At 39.4% G+C, this 23,212-nt stretch carries 25 protein-coding genes and 1 pseudogene; 24 read left to right on the forward strand and 2 right to left on the reverse strand.

Features of this window, described 5'->3' with window-relative positions; genetic code table 11:
- Positions 1-159: 159 nt before the first annotated feature.
- From KO087_RS08380 to KO087_RS08450, 15 genes and pseudogenes are all read left to right on the forward strand, one after another.
- A complete protein-coding gene (locus KO087_RS08380; protein WP_215508814.1) occupies positions 160-792 on the forward strand; it encodes a ketopantoate reductase family protein in 633 nt (210 codons plus the stop codon).
- A 496-nt stretch (positions 793-1,288) separates the two neighbouring features.
- Complete coding sequence (locus tag KO087_RS08385; protein WP_215508815.1) at positions 1,289-1,876, forward strand: type IV toxin-antitoxin system AbiEi family antitoxin domain-containing protein; 588 nt, start codon at positions 1,289-1,291, stop codon at positions 1,874-1,876.
- Positions 1,873-2,715, forward strand: a complete 843-nt coding sequence (locus tag KO087_RS08390) for a nucleotidyl transferase AbiEii/AbiGii toxin family protein (RefSeq protein ID WP_215508816.1) — start codon at positions 1,873-1,875, stop codon at positions 2,713-2,715. Before KO087_RS08385 ends, KO087_RS08390 begins: the two co-directional genes overlap by 4 nt.
- Before the next feature lie 171 nt (positions 2,716-2,886).
- A complete protein-coding gene (locus tag KO087_RS08395; RefSeq protein ID WP_215508817.1) occupies positions 2,887-3,873 on the forward strand; it encodes an IS30 family transposase in 987 nt (328 codons plus the stop codon).
- A 40-nt stretch (positions 3,874-3,913) separates the two neighbouring features.
- Complete coding sequence (locus KO087_RS08400; RefSeq protein ID WP_215508818.1) at positions 3,914-4,153, forward strand: hypothetical protein; 240 nt, start codon at positions 3,914-3,916, stop codon at positions 4,151-4,153.
- 454 nt (positions 4,154-4,607) lie between these two features.
- On the forward strand, positions 4,608-5,960 hold the full coding sequence (locus KO087_RS08405; RefSeq protein WP_215508819.1) for an MATE family efflux transporter: 1,353 nt from the start codon (positions 4,608-4,610) through the stop codon (positions 5,958-5,960).
- Between the two features lie 422 nt (positions 5,961-6,382).
- Positions 6,383-6,694: pseudogene (locus KO087_RS08410) on the forward strand (23S rRNA (uracil(1939)-C(5))-methyltransferase RlmD); the annotation flags it as partial.
- Positions 6,695-6,844: 150 nt separating this feature from the next.
- Positions 6,845-7,462, forward strand: a complete 618-nt coding sequence (locus KO087_RS08415; RefSeq protein WP_215508821.1) for a class I SAM-dependent methyltransferase — start codon at positions 6,845-6,847, stop codon at positions 7,460-7,462.
- 57 nt (positions 7,463-7,519) lie between these two features.
- On the forward strand, positions 7,520-8,026 hold the full coding sequence (locus KO087_RS08420) for a hypothetical protein (protein WP_215508822.1): 507 nt from the start codon (positions 7,520-7,522) through the stop codon (positions 8,024-8,026).
- A 590-nt stretch (positions 8,027-8,616) separates the two neighbouring features.
- Positions 8,617-9,240, forward strand: a complete 624-nt coding sequence (locus tag KO087_RS08425) for a helix-turn-helix domain-containing protein (protein WP_215508823.1) — start codon at positions 8,617-8,619, stop codon at positions 9,238-9,240.
- A gap of 798 nt (positions 9,241-10,038) precedes the next feature.
- Positions 10,039-11,283: an ATP-binding protein gene (locus KO087_RS08430; protein WP_251374997.1), complete on the forward strand. Its 1,245-nt coding sequence runs from the start codon at positions 10,039-10,041 to the stop codon at positions 11,281-11,283.
- A 293-nt stretch (positions 11,284-11,576) separates the two neighbouring features.
- Positions 11,577-11,999: a DUF5301 domain-containing protein gene (locus KO087_RS08435; RefSeq protein ID WP_215508825.1), complete on the forward strand. Its 423-nt coding sequence runs from the start codon at positions 11,577-11,579 to the stop codon at positions 11,997-11,999.
- 76 nt (positions 12,000-12,075) lie between these two features.
- Positions 12,076-12,783, forward strand: a complete 708-nt coding sequence (locus KO087_RS08440; protein ID WP_215508826.1) for a transglutaminase domain-containing protein — start codon at positions 12,076-12,078, stop codon at positions 12,781-12,783.
- 13 nt (positions 12,784-12,796) lie between these two features.
- Positions 12,797-13,246 carry a signal peptidase I gene (gene lepB, locus KO087_RS08445; protein ID WP_215508827.1) on the forward strand — a complete coding sequence of 150 codons (450 nt, stop codon included), beginning with the start codon at positions 12,797-12,799 and terminating at the stop codon, positions 13,244-13,246.
- A 326-nt stretch (positions 13,247-13,572) separates the two neighbouring features.
- Complete coding sequence (locus tag KO087_RS08450) at positions 13,573-14,097, forward strand: GNAT family N-acetyltransferase (protein WP_215508828.1); 525 nt, start codon at positions 13,573-13,575, stop codon at positions 14,095-14,097.
- A 128-nt stretch (positions 14,098-14,225) separates the two neighbouring features.
- On the opposite strand, the gene KO087_RS08455 is transcribed toward KO087_RS08450, so the two are convergent.
- Both KO087_RS08455 and KO087_RS08460 read right to left on the reverse strand, forming a co-directional pair.
- A complete protein-coding gene (locus KO087_RS08455) occupies positions 14,226-14,543 on the reverse strand; it encodes a hypothetical protein (RefSeq protein WP_215508829.1) in 318 nt (105 codons plus the stop codon).
- A gap of 98 nt (positions 14,544-14,641) precedes the next feature.
- Entirely contained in the window at positions 14,642-16,129 is a 1,488-nt protein-coding gene (locus tag KO087_RS08460) for a helicase HerA-like domain-containing protein (RefSeq protein WP_215508830.1), read from the reverse strand.
- A 146-nt stretch (positions 16,130-16,275) separates the two neighbouring features.
- On the opposite strand from KO087_RS08460, the gene KO087_RS09565 reads away from it, so the two are divergent.
- The 9 genes from KO087_RS09565 to KO087_RS08500 all read left to right on the forward strand — a co-directional run.
- Positions 16,276-16,410, forward strand: coding sequence for a hypothetical protein (locus tag KO087_RS09565; protein ID WP_349665976.1), 135 nt, complete (start codon positions 16,276-16,278; stop codon positions 16,408-16,410).
- 9 nt (positions 16,411-16,419) lie between these two features.
- Positions 16,420-16,914 carry a DUF6796 family protein gene (locus tag KO087_RS08465; protein WP_349665977.1) on the forward strand — a complete coding sequence of 165 codons (495 nt, stop codon included), beginning with the start codon at positions 16,420-16,422 and terminating at the stop codon, positions 16,912-16,914.
- A 50-nt stretch (positions 16,915-16,964) separates the two neighbouring features.
- On the forward strand, positions 16,965-17,792 hold the full coding sequence (locus tag KO087_RS08470) for a class I SAM-dependent methyltransferase (RefSeq protein WP_215508831.1): 828 nt from the start codon (positions 16,965-16,967) through the stop codon (positions 17,790-17,792).
- 45 nt (positions 17,793-17,837) lie between these two features.
- The gene (locus KO087_RS08475; RefSeq protein ID WP_215508832.1) at positions 17,838-18,464 is read left to right on the forward strand and encodes an L-2-amino-thiazoline-4-carboxylic acid hydrolase; all 627 of its coding nucleotides are present in this window, start codon (positions 17,838-17,840) and stop codon (positions 18,462-18,464) included.
- A 49-nt stretch (positions 18,465-18,513) separates the two neighbouring features.
- Entirely contained in the window at positions 18,514-19,452 is a 939-nt protein-coding gene (locus tag KO087_RS08480; RefSeq protein ID WP_215508833.1) for an alpha/beta hydrolase, read from the forward strand.
- A 301-nt stretch (positions 19,453-19,753) separates the two neighbouring features.
- Entirely contained in the window at positions 19,754-20,440 is a 687-nt protein-coding gene (locus KO087_RS08485; RefSeq protein ID WP_215508834.1) for an MgtC/SapB family protein, read from the forward strand.
- Between the two features lie 180 nt (positions 20,441-20,620).
- Positions 20,621-21,007: a ferritin family protein gene (locus KO087_RS08490; RefSeq protein ID WP_215508835.1), complete on the forward strand. Its 387-nt coding sequence runs from the start codon at positions 20,621-20,623 to the stop codon at positions 21,005-21,007.
- A 398-nt stretch (positions 21,008-21,405) separates the two neighbouring features.
- Positions 21,406-22,896, forward strand: coding sequence for a DUF438 domain-containing protein (locus KO087_RS08495; RefSeq protein ID WP_215508836.1), 1,491 nt, complete (start codon positions 21,406-21,408; stop codon positions 22,894-22,896).
- 87 nt (positions 22,897-22,983) lie between these two features.
- The coding region (locus KO087_RS08500) for a transposase (protein WP_215507526.1) at positions 22,984-23,212 on the forward strand (229 nt) is incomplete at its 3' end.

The following is a 23,212-nucleotide window of genomic DNA, read 5'->3' on the forward strand; positions in this document are numbered from 1 at the left end:
GCGTAACTTTCATCATTTCCGCACGAAACTGCTTTTCGTTTGTTCAAAAGATAAGTGAGTGAGGGTGTGTAGGAAAACAAAAAGGAGCCTAGTTTTCACTAGACTCCCCAATGGTTGACATAGAACCATTTTATATTGCTTGCGGTAAGAGAAAATCAGTTGCATATTGCTTTGGCGGAACTGCAAGCTAATATAAGTCCTGTCATTGTAACTATGGTAAATTCTTTAGAAACGTATGATACATGGGAAAAGATTTGCGGAAAAGGACGTATCCTCCCTGCTTTTCCGGGTGCCGGCGGCGGCTTTGACGGAGATATTTTGGATGCAGCCCTTATGCCTCGCTTTATTCAGCCAACTACAATCGGCATGTCAGGTGGTCGTGAGAAAGAACTGTTCGATTTGTTCCGATCGGCAATGATTCCATGCCAAGTTGTAAAAGACATGCATTCATGGCAGATCTGTCATCTTGCAATGGTCGTGCCGATTGCAGATGCTTATTATCATTCAGATGATCCTGAGCATGCCGGAAACGATCGTGTATTAATGAATAAAACAGCGAAGCAAATCAGAAGAAATCTTTTTAATGTTAAAACAAAAGGAATTAAACTTGTTCCGATAAAAATGAAGTTTTTACAAATTCTTCCATGCTCCATTATGGGGTTTATTCTTGGGATTATTTTTCGAAGCCGTTTTGGAGAAAAGTTTATGTACCGACATTCAATAAAGGCTCCGGATGAAATGAGGCGGTTGCATGAGCAATTTTATAACTATATAGGTATTTATGACGTATGAACCGATAAGTGTTTGTAGTTTTTTATGCTTTTCTAAAAGCATACTGGATGTTTTTTCTCAAGCATCCTTCCCTTTGACAACTTCCATCGTGCAACGAGCGTGCAGACCAAGTTCTTGATGTAGTGTTATCATCAGGGTAGTCTTGACACATGTGGAAGCTATAGCGTTGATACAAAAGATATAAACTTAGAAATCCTGCATTTCAAGCAGTTTTATAAGCATTTTGTCTTTGATAGAGATGAAGAAGGATACGTCAAAAAGACTCAAAAAAACTACATGGATGTAAGAGTAGTTTTGAGGCTGGTATGAGGAAACACAAAAAATATAATTAACTCATTTTGTACTTTCTATAAGAGTAGCATAAAAGCTGCTTTTTTTTTATTGAAGGGAGTAAGGATTCGTTACATCCTTTTCAAAATATAAAACAATCACGAGCCAACTTTACATATTCGCTTTTATAACTTATAATAAAAGCGTAAATGAGAGGAGGCGGACTATGAATACACTTAAAGAGTATATACAAGAAAATTTAATAATCACCAACAAAGAAGCAGAAGAACTAGGATATACCAGGCATAATTTATCAGAATTAACGAGAATTGGACAATTAGAAAGATTAAGACCAGGACTATATCAACTAAAAGGCAAAGTAATAGATGATTTTGTTCAAATATCATCAAATAGAAATCGAATTATATTTTCCCATCAAACAGCGCTCTACCTCTACGACCTATCCGACAGAACTCCAAATGTATTTCATATATCTGTACCCCAAGGCTACAATGCCAGCCATATCAAAAAGAGATATGAGGATCTACAAGTTCATTATGTAAAAAAAGATTTATACGAACTTGGAAAAACAGAAATAAAATCACCGCAAGGCAACCTTATTCCAGTTTACGATATAGATCGAACCATTTGCGATATCATAATCGACAGAGAAAAAATAGATAAGCAAATTTTTACAGAAGCCATAAAAAGATACTTTAAATCACAAAATAAAAATCTAAGACGACTCATAAAATACAGTAGACTATTTAAAATTGAAGATGAAATTAGAAAATATATGGAGGTATTATCGTGATTAATATCGAGAGTATAAAGGGTAAGATAAGAAGTCTTGCAGAGAAGAAAAATCTAAAGTCGCAAGAAGTTCTGCAAATATATTTCTTTGAAAGATTTTTAGAAAGACTATCTAAATCACAATACAAAAACAATTTTGTAATAAAGGGAGGATTTCTTATATCATCTTTGATTGGCATTGAAAACAGAACAACTATGGACATGGACACAACCATTAAAGGCATAGCCCTAAAAGAAGAAAAAATAAAAGAAATCGTAGATGAAATTATAAATATAGATGTCGATGATGGAATAAAATTTGAAATGAAAGATATCTCTTATATAAGAGAAGAAGATGAGTACGAAAACTTTAGAATTTCACTAACAGCAAATGTTGGTAAGACCAAAAACCCTATGAAACTAGACCTAACAACAGGAGATGCAATAACACCAAAAGAAATAGAATACACCTATCCATGTATCTTTAGCAAAGAAAATATAAAAATAATGGCATATCCATTAGAAACAATTTTAGCTGAAAAATACGAAACCATAATCAGAAGAAATATAACAACAACACGAATGAGAGACTTTTACGACCTATACACTCTCTACAAACTAAAAAAAGATGAGATAGATTATAAAATTTTAAAAGAAGCAATAGAAAGAACTTCCGACAAAAGAGGAAGCCATGATGAAATGCAAGACTATGAGGAAATAATCGAGGACATAAAAGAAGATTCATACCTAGGATCCTTGTGGGAAGTATACCTCAGTGAAAATAAGTATATTGGAGATCTGAAGTTTGATAAGATTGTTGATGTAGTGACAATTATTTCAAATAGGGTTAGTGAGATGTAATTCAACAGACACTGTTTGGAATATTACAGACGAGAAAATATTAAGTATGAGAAGTGGAATTAATCTACTTCTTTTTTAATAGCTTGAATTTACAATCTAAGTGCAACAAAAAATGATTCACCGTTTTCTGGTAAAATTATGTCGACGAAAACCAATCAACCAGGAGGAACGATGAATCATTATTCTCATTTTACACTAAAAGAGCGTGAGTTGCTAAAGCATTATATGGATATTGGCCTAAATCAATCTGAAGTCGCAACAAAGTTAGGGCGCAACAAATCGTCAATTATCCGTGAGTTAAAGAGGAACTCTGTAGAAGGAAGTTATTTACCTTGTGACGCACAGGCACTTTATGCCACCAGAAGAAAAGCTTGTCGCCCTCATAAGAAGTTGGACGATACCGTCCTTTTCCAAAAGGTAAAGTCGTTATTCTTAGAGCATCAGTGGTCGCCGGAACAGATCGCTGCCCGTTTAAAATACGAAGAGAGTGTTTATAGCATTAGCTTCACTACGATTTATCGAGCCATTTATTCCGGCCTTTTTGACGAGCCGAATCTCTCTAGGGGCAATAGAGGATGCATTAGGAAACTAAGACATCGCGGAAAAACAAGGCATACGAAATCCTATGAAGAAAGACGCGGTAAAATTCCAATCACCAATCCCATATCCGATCGACCGGAGGCAGCTGAAAAAAGAGAGCGCTTAGGTGACCGGGAAGCGGATACGGTGGCAGGTAAAACCGGCAGGACATGCCTACTCACATTGACCGACCGGAAAAGTCGCTACCTACTTTGTCAGAAAATTCCAAAGAAGAACGCTCAATGTGTTAAGCAAGCCATGATTGAACTGTTGAAGGATGAACCCCTTCAAAGCATTACTCCTGATAGAGGGAAAGAATTCTCAAAGCATCCTGAAGTCTCCCAACAACTGTCTCTAGTTGAGTTCTATTTCCCACTGCCCCATCATCCATGGCAACGAGGGACCAACGAAAATACAAATGGTCTATTAAGAGAATACTTTCCAAAAACGAAAGATATTGACCAATCAGATAGCTATATTGAAGCGAAAATAAAAGAGATCAATCGTCGCCCGCGTAAATGCTTAAACTGGAAAACGCCCTATGAAGTTTACCATTCAGTGGAGTTGCACTTGACTTGACAATTCAAGGTTTTAAAAAACAGAAATAATAAACATCTAAATGATTTTGAGAGAGGACAAAGGAAGCAACGAAAAATATATTGGACTGATTCGACGGTTCTTGCCCAAAGGAAAATCTCTAAACGACTATGATAGCCGACATTATATAAAAATCATGGAATGGATGAATACTTTGTTAAGAAAAATCCTAGATTATAGAACTCCTTTAGAAGCATTTGCGGATGAGTTAAATAAATTAGAATGGATAGATGAATTAGTTCAATTTGATATTGCAATTTAGGAGAAAAATATTGTAGCGAGAATGTTTCATTTAGACTTGCAATTAGCGAGAAAAGTAGCCGAACAAGCTGAGTTTGATAAATTTTGATTTATAGGGTAAAATAAAAATATATAAATTTGAAGGGAAAGTGTAGTGAATAATCATTTTAAGAATCATCCTAAGAACAAACTTAACTCTGTACAAATGAAACCGATGAAACATTGTACAGAGTATAGCAAATAGATTGCATTTAAGATTTCATCGGGAAATACAAGAAATTAGGTCATGTAGTTGGCTTCGTTTTTGTACACATTTCTCGATATGTAATTAAAATGTAAAGGGCTATAGGCAATGTTTTGTCTGTAGCCTTTTGTTTTATAAATTATTAAGCAAAAGGCAGATACTATTTTGTATTTATGCCTTTTTTGTTGCATAAATACTGTAAGTTATAAATTGAGAAAAGGATGATGATTAAATGAATGAAAATAGAATAAAAATTTTAAATGAAGAAAATATTGATAAAGCACTTTTTAAGCTAGGTATTCCTATGGTTATCAGTTTATTGGTAGCTGCTTTATACAATGTTGTGGACACCTATTTTGTGTCCAGTCTTGGGAAAGAGGCAGTAGCTGCCGTTTCAGTTGCGTTTCCAATTCAACTTATCTTTTTAGGGATAGGATTAACATTTGGTGCGGGAGCAGGCTCTTATATATCAAGGCTACTTGGAGGAAATAATAAAAAAGAAGCAAGTATTGTAGCAACAGTTGCTCTTATATCAAGTGCAATTTTAGGGATAATTACAGCTATTGCATTGTTTTGCTACTTAGAGGGCGTTTTGAAATTTATGGGAGCCATACCCTCTATTATTGAAATTTCCAAGTCATATACAGGAATATTCATAGTAGGCGGTATTTTGGGAACGATAAATGTAACACTTGGGAATTTAGCTGTTGCACAAGGAGCTGCTAAAATTTCTTTAAAGGCTATGATTGTAGGCTCTATATCAAATTTGATTTTAGATCCGATATTCATATTCGGACTTAATTTAGGAGTGAGAGGCGCAGCTATTGCGACACTAATAGCCAGAGTTATAACCAGTCTAATGTATCTCATTTACTTTGTAGGAGATAAAAATTTAATTGAGATAAAATTATCTAACTTCAAACCTACACTTACAATTTATAAAGAGGTATTGAATATGGGAATTTCCATGTTATTACTTCAGATTTTACAAACTATATCTATAAGCAAAATATCCTATGCAGCATCCTTTTATGGAGAAGAAGCAATAGCTGCGATGGGCATTGTTCTTAGGATTGTAACATTAGGAACAAATGTTGTATTCGGATATATGAAAGGACTACAACCATTAGCCGGATTTAATTATGGAGCTAAGAATTATGAAAGAGTAAGAGAGGCTATCAAGGCAAGTATTAAATGGACAAGTGTATTTTGCATAGTTTGGACGCTAATAATTTATGTGTTTGCACCAAGCATATTATCTATATTTGGAACCGATGAAAATGTATTAAATATAGCAGTGCTGGCATTAAGAGCAGGTGTCATTATGTTTATAACATTTGGATTTCAGTTTACCTACTCTACCTTATATTTGTCTATGGGAAAGGCGTTAGGGGGAGTATTTCTAAATTCATTAAGACAGGGAATAATTTTTATCCCTATCATTTTATTGTTGCCTAAATTTATGGGACTAAATGGTGTTATATATGCACAAACAGTTTCAGATTTGATAACAACTATAATAACAATACCTTTTGCTATTAGTATTCATAAAAGTTTGAAATCGGAAATTAAAAGTAGTATTTAAATCTGGACTTGAGGTTGAAATACAAAATTGACAAGCCTTCAAAGTATATATAATTAGATTAACAGAACCCGACACTACTCTTAAAATAGAGTAAGTCGGGTTTTTTGATTGCGAAAAATTAGCCCCATCACGTATGATAAGAGCTCATTCCATATATATTGTATCCTAGATACAGAAAAATAAACGACCAAACACCTGAATTAAAAATAGACAAACACTTGAATTATACGTAAAATTTTGCTTAAAGCATTAAAAGTATACTTAAAAATATTTACGATCTGGAATTAATTATAAATAGATTTGAACTTAACAAGAATAAATTGTATACTAAAATTAGTTTGAGTTCCAAAACGGAAATATATCTAAATAGGAAGGACATAAATGCATGATAATAAAGCGTGACTATTATTTGGATAAACTGAGTGGAGACGGTAGCTCTATTGTCCAAACTCGATGTCGATAAGCATATAAATATTGAAATTGAGCTGGATGAGCTTGATTTGACCAGTGTGGAGAGCAAAGCAACATATGCTCAAATCAAAGAATATGTTTGGAATAAATTTGAATTAAAAGTTTCGACATTATATATTGCACAGATAAAAAGGAAATGTGGAATAGAATTACGAAAACATTACAACAAGTCTAAAAAGGAGAAACAAATTATTCCACAGTGTACACCTGAAAAAGAAGAAGCCATCATGGATGCCTTGAGACACTTCAAAATGATTGAATAGAAAAGAATGACAGCCTATGACTTTCTGCATTTATGACATTCCTACTTGGTATAGGAACAGCTATTATTCCTCTCTTACGAGGTATCAATTAGAAAATAGGCTCAATATAAAGATTGATAGGATCCTTTTTATATTTAAAGGAGCGTTGAAATGATTGATAAAAGTAACAAAAAATTTTGGGATAGATTCGCCAAGTTGTATGCTTCTTTTATGAAGAAGGATAAAGGTTTTTATGATAAAGTTTGCGGATACATAAACCCCTATTTGAGTAAGGATATGAATGTACTTGAACTTGCTTGTGGTTCAGGTCAATTATCCCTTAACCTTTCAAAATATACGAAAAGTTGGATTGCAACTGATTTTTCTAAACAAATGATTTTTGAAGCAAGAAAACATGGAGAATACGAGAACCTTGTCTTTGAAATAGCTGATGCTACTTCATTGATTTATACAGATGAGAAATTTGATTGTGTAGTAATAGCTAATGCACTTCATATTATGCCCGAGCCTGACAAGGCAATGAAAGAAATATATAGGGTGTTAAAACCTAATGGGACTTTATTCGCCCCCACTTTTCTATGGAAGGAGGGAAAGCAAAGAAAAATGATAAAAAGGTTGATGTCTATTTTAGGATTTAAGATGTATCGAGAATGGGATAAAAAGGAATTTGAAGATTTTATTGAGGAATATGGGTTTTCAGTAGCTGAAATGAAATTGGTAAATGGAGGTCTTGCACCAGTTGGTGTAATGATTGCATATAAAAAGTAATATTAAATTATTATTTACAAGGTAATATGAATTTAAAAGCAAAAGGGAGATGATTTTATGGATTTAATACAGGCAATTCTTGTCGGAATTGCTATAGCAGCTATTTTTAACGGTGCAGTGGCTTCTTTGGTACTTATTAATCCAAGATTCTTTTTGGATTCTTATCCAAAGGCTATCCAAAAAATAGCTCCGAAACAAATGACAAAGCAAGAGAAAAAGATAAACATGACACTTACTATCATTATTGTGGGAATTTGTTTTATTTATTCAACAATAAGCATTTTACATTCAGGAATCGTTGGCTTTTGGAATATATTTTGGATGGGATACATTCAGTGGAGCATATTAAATATAGGAGATTTTTTGTTATTGGATTGTCTCTTATTTCAAGGAAAATATAAAGAAAAGATAGTTATTCCGGGAACAGAGGGACACAAAGATTATGAGTTTAATAATTGGATGAAACATTTGGCAATTCAAGAACATTTTTTATTAGTTCCATTTTTTCTTGTACCAATTATAGCTACAATTCAAGCTTTGTTTGTTGGCTTTTTAGGAAGATAAATTTAGAATTGCATAAACAATTTAATAATTTGATAAGAGATACCATAAGAACAGTAAATCAAATCGGTTTACTGTTTTTTCTTTGCTCAAAATTAGAAAGAATGGTGCAACATAGTCAAGTATATGGACACAATTTTTAAATACTTCTTTGCAGCTACACGATAAATATCATGCAAAATAGCCGAATAAAAAAATGATGAGTGAAACAAAATAAAGATGATCGACCTTATAAAATCAATAGGTTTTGTGAATAAAGGCGCGACGGTGGGAGCAGGTGCTTGATCGCTTCTTCCAAGTCTCGTAGCATGGCGAGAGTGTAGTATTGATGTCAAGAACGAAGTAAAATTAAGAAACCCTTGCCACTGAACTTGATCGTGAATTTGTCACAAAGTTTACTAAAGAGTTTATGGAATTATATAATGGGATTCATTTTAAAACGAAGACAAATTAGAATTTGTAGAATAGGTTGTTTATATTGGCTTAAAAAAGCAGCATTGCAACTGTTGGTTGACATATTTCCAAGGTGGCTTGGTAGCTATGAAACCGATTGGTTTGATATAACTAAACTATAAAAGAGAGGAGTGTACGTTATGAACATGGCAGACAGAATACAGTATTTGAGAAAAACAAACGGAATTTCACAGGAGGAACTTGCAGGCAAGGTAGGAGTATCTCGGCAGGCGGTTTCAAAGTGGGAAAGCGAACAAAGCTTGCCTGATTTGGAAAAAATAATTGCCATGAGTGATTACTTCGGAGTTACAACCGATTATATTCTAAAAGGAATTGAACCGGTTGCAGATAAAGAGCAGAAAAGCTCTGAGCTAAAAAGCAAGATACTATATATCGCATCAACAGCATTTGTTGCGATTGGGTTATTTAGTGCTTTTGCAGGCTGGTATGAAGCGCAAACCATGTATACCGTATGGGGTTCAATGATTATTCAGGCCGTTGGAATTGCCGGATACTTTATAGGGCGGTTACTCTCTGTAGCAAGGCCGCCTTTCGCTGTCAACTGGCTTAATCTCAGCGGGTTCTTGTTCATGCCACTTTCTATGGTTACGGGTGCAATTTCTATAGCACTTTTCAAACAAGGGTGGATTGCCCCATACCCTTTCGGCATTGATCATGTTGTATTGTTTGTTATAGTGTATATTGGTATTTGTGCCATAAGCTTTATTTTGTTGAAAAGGCGAACAACAGGGGCTCCGGTTTGATGACAACCTCCGGTTTGTCGAGGTAATGCCTTTTAACGATAACCTTAAGCTATCGTTAAAAAGCATGTGGATATGTTTCCACATTCAGACAAGACTTCATGACATACTTAGTGTACACTCGTTTCATTCTGAGGCCATCAATCTATTGTCAAGATAATAAGGCTTATTCGGTGCCTCCAACTTGGACAAACACTTGAACAGAAAGCAGCCAATTACTTGAAAAAAATCAGCCAAATACTTGAACGAAAAGCAGCAATCGAGGTAGGTCAGCAGACATTTGCACCAAATCAAAGATTTGGGCAAATGGTTGCATCAGATCTACATTGATTCGCTTTCGCTCATCATGTTAGGTCTAGATCATGCCGAGAATCTCCAAGGGATTGGCAAGATTCGACGGCTGAGGCGATTCTCGTCTTCTGAAAATTAAATAAATAGCCTATAAGGCTTTCGGGGTTACGGTATAATCCCGAAAGTCTTTTTTATGCCGGCAGTTTTGAAAACAGAGAGAAGTATTGAAAGGAAATAACGAGAGGGAGATTGATTATAGAAAACGGAAGTACCGGAAGTAAAGAACAGATAACCGAGTATTTGAAATGCTTCGTCCCATTCGCTGAAACGAATTTCGAAATAAGGCCTCTATGGAATTATTTCGAAATAGGATTGAATTTAGCAGGGGCATCTCCTATACTTAGATTAAGGTCCGTTATGGAAATAATTTTAAATAGAAAGGGGTGCATGCGCATGGAGATAAAGCGGGATTATTATTTAGAGAAATTAATACGAAAAAAAGATAACGGATTGATTAAAATCATCACAGGAATCAGGAGGAGCGGGAAATCCTACTTACTCAATCAGCTGTTTTACAATCACTTACTTGAAAGCGGCGTCGATAAAAACCATATTATTAAATTTGCCTTTGACTCCGGAAGAGATCTGTTGAAAATCGGCGAAGATCTCATGGATCTGGACGTGCTGAGCGGGGAAAGGTTGGTCGATCCTAAAAAATTTTTAGACTATATTATGAGCAAAACAAAGGGCGGCGAGAAGTTTTATATCCTCTTGGACGAAGTGCAATTGTTGGCGTCCTTTGAACAAGTATTAAACGGCTTTTTACGTCAAGATAATTTTGATGTTTATGTTACGGGAAGTAATTCTAAATTTTTATCGAAAGATGTCATCACTGAATTTGCCGGAAGAGGCGACGAAATCCATGTCATGCCCCTGGTCTTTTCCGAATTTCTTCAAACTTATGATGGCGATAAAGAAGATGCCTTTGCCGACTATCAAGTCTATGGCGGTTTACCGGCCCAAGCCTTGATGAAGACGGAAGAAGACAAGATGAATTACCTCAAGGGGCAACTCGAAAATGTCTATTTGCGAGACATTGTTCACAGGTATGACATTCGCTTAACGGCCGAGCTGGAAGATTTGCTCAATATCTTGGCGTCGGGCACTGCAACGCTGACCAATCCGACAAAACTGGCATCTACCTTTTCGTCGATTAAGAAATCAAAAATTTCCGCCAATACCATCGATAAATTTATCGGCTATTTTGAAGACTCCTTCATGTTGAAAAGGGTGTACAGGTATGATGTTAAGGGAAGAAAGTACATTGGAACGCCTTATAAATTATATTTTGAAGATGTGGGGCTTCGGAATGCAAGATTAAATTTCAGACAGATCGAACCGACACATCTTATGGAGAATATTATTTATAACGAGCTGAGATATCGAGGGTATATGGTGGATGTGGGCATGGTGGTGAAAAGGGAAAAGGATAAGAATAATAAAGATGTAAAGAAACAGCTGGAAGTTGATTTCATCGCCAATCTGGGAAGCAAGAGATATTACATTCAATCGGCATATCGCCTTCCCTCTGTGGAAAAAATGAATCAAGAAAAAGCGTCTTTGTTGACGATCGACGACTCATTTAAGAAAATTATCATCGTAAAAGACCGGGTCAAACCGTTTTTAGACGAGCACGGGATACTGACGATGAATTTATTTGACTTTTTGTTAAACAGGGAAAGTTTAGACTTCTAATGAATAACTTAACTTATTCGTTATGGATATATTCCCACATACGAGGCTTTTCAGAAATATGAAATTTTATTCATGCTGACCACTCGAGCCATCGCCTTATTGTCCAAACTTATATGATAAGCATATAGATGTTGAAATTAAGCTGGATAAGTGCCGAAAGTAAAGCGACTTATGCGCAAATTAAGGAGTAGATTTGAGAGAATTTAATTTCAAATCTCTATATTGCACAGATTAAAAAGTGTGGAATTGTACGGATGGAGCACTATAATAAATCGAAAATGGAGATGAAAAGGATGAAAAAACACGTTGGCATAGCATTGGTTTTAATCACTATTTTGACGTTAACTGCATGTGGTAGTCATAGCAGTAATAAAAAAATAGTTCTACCAAAAGCCGAAGAAATAAAAGAAATTGAAATTATGAAAAACACTTCAGAAGAGAGTTTGAAAATTGAGGATCAAGAGGAAATATCCGGCATAATTGAAGAGATTAAGGAAAACACCAATGATACCGGTAAGGAAAGTGTTAATGATCAACCCACAAATATAAAGGATTATATTATCGTTAAATTTCATTATAAAAATGCAGATGCAAGTCCAAGCATTGCGTATTTATATAAAGACAAAAACAGTCGTTATGTTGAACAGCCATATTCAGGTATTTGGAAGGTAAGAGAAGAAACATTTGATAGAATCAGTAGTCATTTGATTAAATAATGATCTTCAACCATCCAAGTTTATCGGGTTCGGCAAGTTATAAAATAGCTAAGAAATAACAGCAAGGGTGGAAGATATGATGCGAAATAATGATATTTTAACAACGCCACCGGACCTTGGCTTAATTGCGAAAGAGGTGTTTGAAGAGGCTGAAGAGCAAGAAGCATACAAGCGGATAAGCATTAAGATAAATGAAGAGCTGAAGACCTTTTTAGAACAAAACAGTGAGCGAGACGGAATAGACAAGCAATACGAGATCCCGGGCAGCTCGACCTTGAACAATCTCTTGGTCGTGCGGGTTGAGGATATAAAAGCCAAGTCGAGTTACTATGAGTGCGAGCTTTTGGTTCAGTTTTTCGACGAAAAATACAATTTTAAAGATTTAATGGCGTTGGAAGAAACGATTAAACCTCAAACCAATGGCTTAACCGATTTAGAAAAAGCGGAATTTCTAAATGCTTATATCACAAAAAACATAGCCTATGACAAGGAACACAGGTTTAGATCAGCCGCCGCCGCTGCCATTAAAAAGAAAGGCACATGCACCGCCTTCGCCCAGCTGTTTTTGATTTTAGGTGAAGCAGTGGGTTTAAAAGTGGGTTGTATCAACAGCAAGGTCATGAAACACCGATGGAATTATGTCGTCATTGGGGACGAAACCTATTACATCGACACCGCTTTCAATGCAAGTAATCCGATATCGAACAGATTATTCTTCCAAACCACCCCGATCCACTTAGACAAAGCCCCGGACCAGGGAATCGCGGTACCACACAGAAAGTAAGAAGGAGAGGTCTATGTTCTTCAGTGATGAATTTCTTGCAGACGACAGGAAATTCAAAAAACTAATGACCGCCATGGTCAGTTTAACGATTCTTTTGATTCTATTTTCTTTTTGCTTCGGTATCTCGACTGTGAAGGGGAGCAGCATGGAACCTACTCTTCATGAGGGGGACAGGTATTTTGTAGTAAAATCTCCCCTCGTAAAGGAATACGAGAAAGGCGATATCGTGTTCCTCCATCTTCCGGGCTCCAAGAAGATGATTGTGAAGAGAATCGTCGCCATACCGGGAGATAGGGTAGTCCTTAATAGTAAAAAATCCATTATCCTGAAAGAGGATGAAGTGTTCTTAATGGGTGACAACAGGGGTGACAGCTTCGACTCGAGGGACTTCGGCCCGGTAAAAGAGAAAGAGCTAAAGGGCAAATTCATAAAAAAGATTTTCGGCAGAAAAGCCTCGGACTAAGTTCAAGGGCAATCGAAGACCGGATCCGAAACGAATTAGATTTTGACAACGAAAATAAAGAAAAGAACCGGGAGGCATCATGGATAAACAGATGAATTGATTCAAGTTTGATGAGATTATAAAGCAGTAAAACGATAATCATAGTTAAGGAGGAAAAATGAGCAAAAAGAATCTGTGGCTGATATTAACGATTCTCGCGTTTATTACACTTCTAGCCTCAATATACATGTCCTATAAAAGCGGACAAACGGAGTACGCGTGGATCATTGGTTCGATGCTTTTCGGTATCGGATGCGGAAGTCATTATAAAGAGGAAAAGGTAAAAGATGAACATTAGAAAAGCAAATGGTAATGATATGGATGCCGTTGAGAAAATATACAATGAAATTCACCGGGCGGAACAAAGGGGTGAAGCACATATCGGTTGGGAAATGGGCGTGTACCCCGTCCGCCAAACGGCCGAGGACGCACTGAAACGAGGCGATCTTTTCGTACTTGAAGAGGATGGCGTCATTATCGGCAGCGGAAGTATTAACAGGGAACAAGTGGATGTTTATGAAGATGCCCATTGGAGATACAAGGCAGATCCGTCGGAAGTCATGGTGCTTCACACCCTTGCCATGGATCCCGGTAAAAAGGGCAAAGGCTATGGCAGGGCTTTTATGAAATTTTATGAAGAGTATGCTTTAAAAAATCATTGCAAGTATTTGCGTATCGACACCAATGAAAAAAATAAAGTTGCCAGAAAGATCTATCAATCCTTGGGCTATGAAGAAATCGACTTTATTCCCTGCACCTATAACGGACTGGAAGGTGTCAACTTGGTTTTAATTGAAAAAGCTTTAAAATAAAATTTATACGAACAAAGAACGGCACACTTTTTTAATCAGGGTGGGCCTCTGCCCTGTAAGTGGGCTGAATGTCCATCTTCGCCTATGGCATTAAAAAAGAGCAGCCTTTGTGCTGCTCCATACTTGATTTAATCATCCGTTAAGGGATGAATCTTGTCTTTTGCCACATGAATTAAGACCCGATTCCCCGGCATCAGCTCCCTCGTCGATTTAAACCGGAGGCCGCAAAGGGTGAGGTAGTCAAAGCTGAAGGGGTTTCTTATGCGCTCTTTAATTTCCACTTCCCACTGGATTTGCCCCGGGCCAAGTTTGATGTCTCGTTCATAGATTCCGAAGTAATCCCCTCTTAGGGGAATGTTTTTTCCTAAATTTGAGTCGGCCGGAAAGAGGTTTTCCACGCCGAGAAGTTTGGCGACCGCCTCCTGCGGCGGGTTTAAAATTTCCAAGTTTCCCCAGACACTCAAGTGGGGGAAGATCGCGTAGTCTTGGAATAAAAAGCCCAGATCCCGCCCTTGGGGTCACTCTGGAATTCCGGTCTTTTATCTTATCTTCTTTTTTTCATGGAACCGAGGAGCCCTCTTGCAATTTCGCGGCCGATGGATCGCGAAATGGTGCCGAGCATGGAGTCGATGCCCTTATCGATGGCAGTCTTTTGGCTGCGGCGGGATTTTTGTGCTCTTTCCGATTCTTTTCTTTGAGCTTCAAGTTCTTTCTGTCTTTCGGCTTCTGATTTTTCCCGTTCAGCTTCTGACTTTTCTCTTTCAATTCGTTCTAAGAGAACTTCGTAGGCGGATTCTCTGTCGATTGCTTCCTTGTACTTTGCATAAAGGGGCGAAGACTCGATCAAAGCGCCATAGGCCTCATCGGTAAGTGTCACGAAGGAGGAGTGGGGCGGGAGGATCAGTGCCTTGTCTGCCACCGTCGGCGCGCCGCTTTCATCGGCAAATGAAACCATTGCTTCTCCGGTCCTGAGACCGATGATTTCTTCTTTTATATCCATGGATTCATCCTGCCTGAATGTGTCTGCCACGGCGTTTATCGCCTTTAGCTCCTTTGGAGAATAAGCCCTCAGCTGATGGACGATTCGGTTGGAAAGTTGTGACGACACGGATTCCGGAACGTCGAGGGGATTTTGCGTGATGAAAAATACGCCTACCCCTTTGCTGCGCACGAGGCGAACGACTTGGATAATCTTGTCCTGTAAAATTTTCGGCGTGTTGTTAAAGAGTAAATGGGCTTCGTCAAAGAAGAACACAAGCTTCGGCTTGTCCAAATCGCCGACCTCGGGGAAGTTTTCATAGATTTCCGAAAGCAAGTAGAGAAGGAGCATGGAGTAGAGAAGGGGATTTGAAATCAACTTCGTGGCACTTAAAATATTTACCACACCCCTGCCGCTTGTATCTGTTTTGATCAGGTCGTTGATGTCGATGGCAGGCTCCCCGAAGAGGAGATCGCCGCCACCGTCTTCGATAAACAAAAGTTTTCTGGAAATGGCAGAGAGACTTTGAGCGGCCACATTGCCGTAGGTCTTACTGATCTCGTCCCTATTTTCACCGACGAAATTGATCACCTGTTTAAGATCCTTTAAATCGATTAACAACAGCCCCTCGTTGTCGGCAACTTTGAAAATAATAGTTAAAACCCCGGTCTGCGTATCGTTGAGCTCCAAAATATTTGCGAGCATAAGGGGACCCATCTCTGAAACAGTCATCCGAAGCGGAATTCCTTTTTCGCCGTAGATATCCCACATGTTTACAGGATAATTTTTAAAATCAAAATCAGAAATCCCCAATTCTTCAAGGCGTGAATTTAATTGATCATTCATCTCGCCGGCCATTGACAGATTCGCAAGATCGCCCTTTACATCCGCAAGAATGGTCGGAACCCCGGCATCGGAGAGACCTTCTGCGAGCACCTTTAGGGTGACGGTTTTGCCGGTACCGGTCGCGCCGCTGATTAGTCCGTGACGATTCATTTTATTTAAAAGAATATAATTTTCCGCATTCCCCTTGCCGATCAAAATTTTGTCCATGAGAACCTCCTTAATTATATAATTTTATTATAACAAATTAATAAAAATACAGGACGAAGAATGAATAAAAAGCAAAAATCCTATCGAAACGAGTGGTATAATTAGGCTGATAGATAATATCATCTAAACAGAGGAGGTGCATCACTGTGACATTATACAAGAGTATCTTGATCGGTCTTTTAGGTTCATTCATGATGTTTTTGGGAGACATGATTTTATATTACGATTCCAATGATTACGACGGCAAGGACACCATCAATCATATTACCGGCATAATGTAAAATGTCAGCATAAAAAGATTGTACATTGGCGGTCTTTTAGGTCCCATAACTGCCTTTATCTATTGCATCGGCTTTTACCATATTGTTTTGGCCATGCAAGAGAAGTATTTAAGCATCGGTTGGTTTGTGTTTTTAATCAATTGCTTTGGCATGATACTCGGAGGCGCTTATCACATTCAATGTGCCTACCTCGGTCTTTTATCGAGGCACGAAGACAAAGGGGCCTTTGATGAATTTTTAAAATTTTTAAAATTTCAAGCAAAAATAGTTTTCGGAATGATGGCTTTAGCAAACATAGCAATGGCATGGATCATTTTATTTGGATTCACCGTATTTCCAAGGTGGCAAGCCTTCTTTACACCGATATTTCTAATGATTTTTACTCCAATTGCCGGGAGATTGCCAAAGGGGCTCCATATGATTATTCGCGGAGGTTGGTTCAACTTTATTTATTTTATTTACTACCTATCTTTATTGATACACTGCATGACTATGAATTTATAAGCTATAAAGTCGGGAATTAAAATGATTAATAGGAGATAAAGAGGAATTTTATGAAACAATCACATTTTTCTGAGGACAAGAAAATAAAACTTGATTACAAAAACTGGGTTCCTAAACGATTGCTGAAGGCGAAGATTGGTGAAAGTCTGGTATGTCTTATCTTATTCATCTTATTTGGTGCAAGTGATGCAATTCTTCAAGGAAGGCCGAGGATCATTTGCGGCCTTATCTTAGGGATAGGATGTTTAATACTCCTATTAATAACTGCCTGGCTTGCCATCTTATACAGAACCTTTGATTACAAGGGTAAAAGAAAGCTCGCGAAAGTCATCGTCGAAGGGACTGCCGACTATGTAAAGATCCCGGACGGTGGCGTGGGCTTAGATGTGGGCTGCGGCAGTGGAGCCCTTACCATAGCCTGTGCCAAGAAAAACCCGGGGGCGATGATGGTAGGCTGTGACATATGGAGCGGGGGATACAAGAGTGAATTTTCAGAGAAGCTTTGCCGGGACAATGCCGGGGCTGAGGGAGTAGGAAATGTGCGCTTTGAAAATGGCAATGCAGTGAAGCTTCCCTTTGAAGATGAAAGTTTTGATGCAGTGACAAGCAACTATGTCTATCACAATATTTTTGGGAAAAATAAACAAAAACTTTTACTGGAAACATTGCGTGTACTTAAAAAAGGGGGCGTTTTTGTTATTCACGATTTGATGGATAAGCCAAGATATGGAGATATGAATAAATTTATCGAAAAGCTGGAAAAAGACGGCTATGAAGATGTGCAATTCATCGATACGACAAAGGGTCTTTTTATGGGTCACAAAGAAGCTATGTTGCTGGGACTTTCCGGCTCGAGGCTTCTTATCGGGAGAAAATAATAAAATACATACAAATCAGCATAAAAAACGGATGGGGTATGCGAGATGAAATATAAAGGTATTTATTTCTTATTATTTAAGGGTCCGATGAAGAAAGTTCTTATAGAAAAGTATGATAAAGCATATGCGTCAGAAATTATCAGAAAGAGCAAAAAAGTTTATCGGGAACTTGTAGAAAATATGGACGATATAGGCGAGGATAATCCCATGGCCTACAACGAGATGTTTGCTCTCGTGTTTGTCGCCCCCTATTTAGCCAGCGAGAAAAAGATTCCGCCGGAAATCGTGCAGGAGATGATGCGTCGATCCCTTTATTTTGTCCGGCCATATTTTTCTCTCGTCGACCTCAATACGAAATGGGGGAAGGCGGCCAATAAGAAAAACATCCTCAAGTATTACAAATGGTATACGCCGGAAAAAGAAAAGCGCTACCCCACGTCATTTAAAGTCGATTTTGTGGGCGAGCCCTATGAGGGCGCCTGCTACTACAGAATCACTCGTTGCCCGATTTGTGCCTACACCGAGAAGCTCGGCGTCGCCGAATTAATGCCCCTGTTTTGCGAGCTGGATGATGTGATGATCAGTCTTCAACACGGCGTACTCCACAGAAAAGACACTATAGCAAATGGAGCGGATTGTTGCGATTATTTTATTACAGGGGACAGAGAATGAACCGCAGGGCCAAACAGCATTCGGAAAATGATCTTTAAGGAGGGAAAAAATGAGTTTAACGTATAAGATAGCATCGACCATCGTAAGACTTCTCGGTGTCAAAAAAATATTTATTAAAAACAAAGAAGACATACTCGCCTACGCAAAGAAACAGAATGCAAAAGCAGTCTTTGATTTGGACAGGGCAATGAAGCGGGCTGAGAGGAGAAACTATTTTCTTTTCGAAAGAGAGGTCATGGGATACAGGCTACTTTCATACCAAAAAGATCAAATGCCCGCCGACGGGGCGGTTCTTCATCTCTTCGGCGGCGGCATGATTACGCAGCCGGACAAAATGGATTTTTCTCTGGCGGAACGAATCATGGAAAAAACAGGTAAAGACGTATGGTTTTTGTTCTATCCCCTCTGCTCGGAAGATGTAAAGGTGGATAAGACCTACGACGTTTGCTTTGAAACCTATCGGCTGATGACCGAAACGTATAAGGCGGAGAACATAAGTGTCCTTGGTTTTTCCTCAGGAGCCGGTCTTTCTCTCGGGCTATTTTTACACAATAATGCCTTGGGCAAGCCCCTTCCCATGCCCGGAAAAATTATTTCCGTATCTCCCGGCGGTGTTCCCGATGTCAACCTCGATGAAAATAAAGAAATATGGGAAAGGGTCAATGAACTGAACCATAAAGACATTATGATTGAGCCCACCTATTTTAAAACGGCGAGAGAGATCTTAAAGGGAGATAAAGATATCCCGGAATATATGTTAGACGAAACGGTGGGCGATTTTACCGACTTCCCGAAAACATACTTTTATTACGGGGAAAATGAATGCCTCTACGCCTATGCGGACGAATTTAAAAAAGCAATGGAAAAATACCGGGCGTCCTACGAAATCACCGTAGGGAAGGGCATGTGCCACTGTTATCCCTTGGTTCGTTTTTTCAGAGAAGGCAGAGAGGCGCAAGATGAAATCATTGAATTGTTGAAGTCTTAAAAAACGCAAATTTTATGAAAGCATCTACGAGAGTAGGTGCTTTTCTTACGCCAAATATCAGGAAACCTTCCATGCACGGAAAAGGCGCAGGACAATCCAAGGAGGATGCGGCATCGCAGATTTTGACCGCCACCTGCCTTTGGTGCAATTTGTTCTTTGCCTTAAAGCCCTCGTCTTGATGTATAATTATTACCGTGGTAATCTTAATACATATTGAAATTCGGCGCATCTCGAACGAGGATTGGCTTTTACGAAATAAATGATTTAAACCGGTACGAGGCGGGATAGAAGGAGGCAGGGAATGAATGTATTATTAGTGGCAGGCAGAATTTTTCTGGCGGCCTTTTTAGGGGCGATTATCGGCATCGAGAGGGAAACGAAACACAAAGCCGCCGGCTTCCGAACCCATATTATCGTCAGTGTCGGCGCCTGTTTAATTATGCTCATAGGTATCGACGGCGTGGGTAAAGTATCCGGCAGCGGAGGCTGGGATGCCTTAAGGATTCCCGCCCAAGTGGTCAGCGGCATCGGCTTTTTAGGTGCGGGGACCATCCTTCAAACAAAGGATGGGATATCGGGCCTAACCACCGCCGCCACCTTGTGGCTATCTGCCGCCATTGGACTCGCCGTGGGAATCGGCTATTATGAAGGCGCGATTATAGCGACTGTCGTTTGCCTGGTGACCTTGATCTCACTCATGGGATTCAGCGATGCGCTCAATGAGCGAACGACAGTATCTTATATTATGGTATTTAACAGTACGAATTTCGACTGGGGCCGCTTTTTGAATTACACTTCCGAGAAGGGCGTGGAAGTGAGAAAACTCGATATCATTGACGCGGGCATCGAGGACGAAACAATCATTGAAGCCACGTTAACTTTTCATAAAAATTACGACATCGATGAATTTTTCGAGATATTAAAATCAGATTCCTGCCTGCAATCGGTAAAATTGAGGAACAAAGAAAATAAAATCAATAGTAAATGAAGCGTGAAAAAGGATGGCCTTTAAGAGTTTAAATCTTTAAGGCCATTTTCTACGCCGAATGAGCGATGGATATAAAGTAGCATCGGATCTTATTCACGTTTCGATAGTTGATATTAATAATGAAGGAAGAGGGTATCTTTTAGAGTAGGTACAAATCCATGTGATTGAAAGGAAAATGAAATGAACAGAAGCGACAACGATAGAAAAATATTATTAAAATCCCAGCAAGGAGAATTGGATGCGGTCCTTATGTATCAAGCCCTTGCAGAGGTAGTGAAAGATACAAAGGACGCAGACACCTTTCGAAAGCTGGCTGCAGAAGAAGGTCACCACGCGGCCGTGTTTCACGGACTTACAAACGAAAATTTAAAGCCAAAGAAAACCTTGGCCATCCTCATGCCCATCCTTTATAAGATAATCGGAAAAAAGAGGCTCTACCCGCTTATCGCAAAGGGAGAATACGCTGCCGCCGAAAACTACGCGCCGGTTGTGGAAAAATTTCCCGTGATTGAAAGCGTGAGAAAGGACGAAACTCGACACGGCGATACTGTCGCCAGTCTGCTTTAAGATTCATAGAGGATGAAAGAGCGAAGCACTTCAACGGATGAATGGGACCCAAGTATCATCTTTTTAATTGATGAGCAAAAGAAAGAAATACAGATACTTCCGTGATCTACGTGAAACGGAATCAGGACGAGCAACTTGAATCATTGTAAGATGGTCAATCGTCTTGAAAAATTGAGTTAAGGCTAAAAAATTGTAGCAGCAATAGCTTTTGGGGTTTTAATAACCGTAGAAGCCATATTTTATGTGGAAGATAGAAAGGCGTGGAAAGATTTCGTGCACTGTTTCCGAAATTGGACGAAAAATCAATCCCAGATCACCAAAAACGTTGCTGAAACAACATACTTTGGATCTGTTTGCGTTTATGATTAAGAAAAAGAGAAATGAAAGGAGTTATCGATATGACAAAGAAGCTTGATTTAAATAAAACGGTCTTCGAACTGACACAGGAATACCCGGAACTGGTCGATATTATGGCGGGACTCGGGTTTACTGAAATTACAAAAAAGGCCATGCTGTATTCCGTGGGCAAAATGATGACCATCCCGAAGGGCGCGAAGATGAAGAACATCTCCATGATCGATGTGGTGACCACGCTGATGCGCCATGGCTTTGAGCCCGTGGGCGATATGCCGGATATGGCTTCGGTTACGACGACGCAGGGGCAGGAAGAGAAAACAAGCCATCCTTCTGCGGACCGCAGGGAACAATTGAAGGCGTATCTGAAAAGGCTCGGCGACGGAGAAGCCTTGGAAGATGTGCGGGCGGATTTCGTTCGCGCGTTCGGGGAAGTGGAAGCATCCGAGATTATGGAGGCGGAGCAGGCGCTTTTGAAAGAAGGCACGCCCCTCAGCGAGGTGCAGCGCTTGTGTGACGTGCACTCGGCTTTGTTCCACGGTTCCACCACGGAAGAAAAAATCGCCAATGCCGAAAGGGAAGTGGAGGCATCGGCCATAAGAAAAAAGGCGCAGGCGGTTAAGCAAGAAAAGAAGGCGAAGACGGCGGCCCTGGAAGCCATCACGGGGCATCCCCTGTACACCTTCAAGAAAGAAAACGACGCCTTGTCGGCGCTGCTAGCTGAATTTAAAGAGCACAGAGATGAATCGCTCCTTCCAAAAATTCGCGAGCTTTCGATTCATTACGCCAAGAAAGGCGATCTGCTCTACCCGCTGCTCAAGGTTCATTACGAAATCTCCGGTCCTTCCGATGTCATGTGGACGGTCGACGATGAAATTCGCGACGGCCTCGCTTCCCTTATGAAGGAAAAAGAACATGGCGAAGCATGGAATGCCCGCTTGGATAACCTGCTTACTCGTGCGGAGGAGATGATTTATAAGGAACAGAACATTCTCTTTCCCATCTGTGCGGTTAATTTTACGCAAGAGGAATGGTACGGCATTTATCGGGATGCCAAAGATTATGCGATCTGCTTCGGCGTAGAACAAAAGACGTGGGAAGAGGCCGAAACTATGGCGCAAGCGGTGGCGGTCGGTCGGGAAGGGGAGATCGTCATGCCGGGGGGTCGGTTGAAAATCGACGAGTTGACAGCCCTTTTAAACACGATCCCCATGGAGATCACCTTTGTCGATGCAGAGAATATCAACCGCTTCTTTGACGAAGGGCCGAAGGTATTCAAACGCCCCCTTATGGCACTGAACCGCGAGGTGTTCTCGTGTCATCCGCCGAAAATCGAGCCCATGGTCCGTCAGATCATCGATGATTTCAGACACGGTCGTCGCGATTCTGTGGAAGTATGGATGGAAAAAGAAGGGCGTACCATGCTGGTTCGATACATGGCCGTGCGGGACAGGGCCGGCAACTACCTCGGCACCATGGAATTGGTACAGGACATGGAGTTTGCGAAAGACCATTTTCTCGGGGACAAAGCCTGATTTTACGCAACAAAAAAGAATCTCTGTCGCTATCTGCACTGACCCCCAAAAGTTGGACCAAGAAATCCAACCTTTGGGGGTCTTTTAATGGCAAAATATAGTTATGAATTGAAGAGAAAAATTGTTGAGGAATACTTGGACGAAAAAGCAGGTTATAGAATCCTGGCTAAGGAATACCAAATTAGCTCTTCGTTGATCAGACGCTGGGTGAACAATTACAAACAATTTGGCGATGAAGGCTTAATGCGCTCTAGAAATAATCGTGCGTACAGTGTAGAGTTTAAGTTAGAAGCCATCACACGCTACGAAACGAGCG

Origin of the sequence: Peptoniphilus rachelemmaiella (genome assembly GCF_943169845.1) — a bacterium.
GTDB classification, from domain to species: Bacteria; Bacillota; Clostridia; order Tissierellales; family Peptoniphilaceae; genus Aedoeadaptatus; species Aedoeadaptatus rachelemmaiella.